The organism is Paenibacillus sp. P3E (genome assembly GCF_001909045.1).
Classification (GTDB): domain Bacteria; phylum Bacillota; class Bacilli; order Paenibacillales; family Paenibacillaceae; genus Paenibacillus_AQ; species Paenibacillus_AQ helianthi.
Map to the genome: position 1 here is coordinate 1 of NZ_LVWH01000089.1, position 2,107 is coordinate 2,107.

At 43.1% G+C, this 2,107-nt stretch carries 1 protein-coding gene and 1 pseudogene; both read right to left on the reverse strand.

Translation table 11 applies throughout. The annotated features are described in order from the left end of the window. Positions 1–25: 25 nt before the first annotated feature. Entirely contained in the window at positions 26–1,297 is a 1,272-nt protein-coding gene (locus A3842_RS08885; protein ID WP_074083981.1) for a recombinase family protein, read from the reverse strand. Positions 1,298–1,745: 448 nt separating this feature from the next. Further along, positions 1,746–1,835 (reverse strand): annotated as a pseudogene (locus A3842_RS33760) (ImmA/IrrE family metallo-endopeptidase); the annotation flags it as partial. Positions 1,836–2,107: the final 272 nt, after the last annotated feature.

The following is a 2,107-nucleotide window of genomic DNA, read 5'->3' on the forward strand; positions in this document are numbered from 1 at the left end:
GTAATGATATGTATATTTTACGTCTCTATATAAAATTATGAAGGTTGTTGGGTTGATCGTGAAAAAAATCTCCTCGAACTACAATAAAGGAGGAAAAGGAAAAACAAAAGGTTAGGTCTGAGAAGTCCGGATTACACCAGAAACAACCTTCAAGCTTGCGCTTACCCCACTTGATCTTGTAATCGTTCAGCCATACCTCAAGTCCTTCGACAATCCTGGCCTCAACAGAATCATAACGGCTGCTGCGTGTAGGACAACCGACCGTACTGCAGCGGAAATGAGCTGGTTGTTTGGTGTACGACCGGTAAACTATTGTCATTCCGCATTCGGAACACTTTACCAGTCCGGCCAGTGCTGAAGTCATTCGTGGTTTGCCGTCGATGTTGAACTGGTGCGGAGAATGGTGGTGTTCTGAGAGCCTCCGATTTGCCTTCAGAAAGGTTTCGTTGTCGATAATGGGTTGGTGCTTCCCTTGAACATCAACCCACTCTTCGCGGCTCCTACGGCGTGAGGTTCGGTGTTTGCTTCCATCCTTGCTTTTCATTTGTTCTTTCTTTCCCCATTGAATTCTTCCAATGTAAACTTCGTTCTTAAGAATAGTTAAGACGGAAGAAGCTGACCAACTACCACCCTTATATGAGGGTATCTTAAGACGTTCTAATTCCGAGGCGATTTTACTGCCGCCTTTCTGTTGCTCCGGATCTTCATGGGTGTACCAGGAGAAAATTTGTCTTACGATATCAGCCTGTTCCGGATGAGGGGTTAAAGTACGGCCACGGCTATCCGGGAGATTCTCGACCAGGTATCCGAAAGGAGGGCGAGTCCCCAAGAAATTCCCCTCCTCTGCAGCACGCTTCCGGCCTCCCTGCATCCGGCGGGTAATAATTTTAAGTTCTTTACGGGCCATAAAGGCTTCGAATTCGCTGTATTCTTCATCAAATTCATCCATTAGATCATACGTTTTCCGTGGAGTTATTATTTTAGTCTTGGATGAGCGGAACGTCTCCAGGATTAATCCTTGCTCTTGCATATTGCCGCGTCCAAAACGGTCAATATCCATAGCCAGTACAGCATCATACTCACCTGATTCGACCTCTTTTAACAGCTGCAGCATTTCGGGACGGTGGACTAGGGTCTCACCGCTGACAATCTCTTCCCGAATCCGAATGATATTTACTTTCATATGTTTGGCAAGTTTAAGTAAAGCTGTCTTATGTTTAGCCAGAGTCTCGCCTTCGCCGCGCCGCTCAGCATCTTCATCTGCTCTGGATTTTCGCAAGTAGAGAGCTACATCCATTATGTACATCCCCTTTGAGTTATAGGAAAATATTTATGGATGTATTATACGGGGATGAGTATAAAAAATTACTGATTTTCGTGGATTGTGCAGAAAGAAAATGAAGTTGTAGACTGGGGAAATAAAGCCCTAGACTGTCGAGGGTATTAATCTAACGAGCAGGATAGCGGAGGATTCTTAGCTTCAAAATTAATAAAAGGGATTAATCCAATTGTTGCAGAATTCCCCAATGAGCACTTTAGAAAAGAATAGAGAAGAAGTGATAGAATTACGCTTTTTTGATTTTAAGGAAATTCCTTTTGAAATAAGTCCACCCGATTTGCCAATAATCAAGCAATTCCTGTTGCACTCTAACGGGAAACGTTAGTTCAATAAACCAAAGGTAGTCTAGGACTTTTTTCAGTTCAAGACTGCTTTTGGTTTTTTATATTGTAGTCAATTTAATGCCTTAGTGTCTTCGGAGAAAAGGAGTCTTCACGTTCGGATGTAAAATGACATGCCCTAATTCATGAGCACAAGTGAAACGTTGATCCTGCTGAGGGGCTGTGTAATCGCAACTAACCGCTTGGTTTCTTCATCCATTGGTTCCCCGTTAAAAGCTAATGCCTCGTTTGATTCGAGATCAGTAAGCATGCGTTCAAGGTCTTTGCCGATGTCTTTTTCGTCTTGGCAGTGAGATTGTAGTAGTAAGCCTTAGCGCTGTTCTTACTTAGGCTTTCTTCTTCACTCTCCTTTTTTTTACTTGGTCGATCAGCTCACCACTGCCCAACCGTCTTCATTAAGATGTTCGTAAAATGAACAATTTAATTT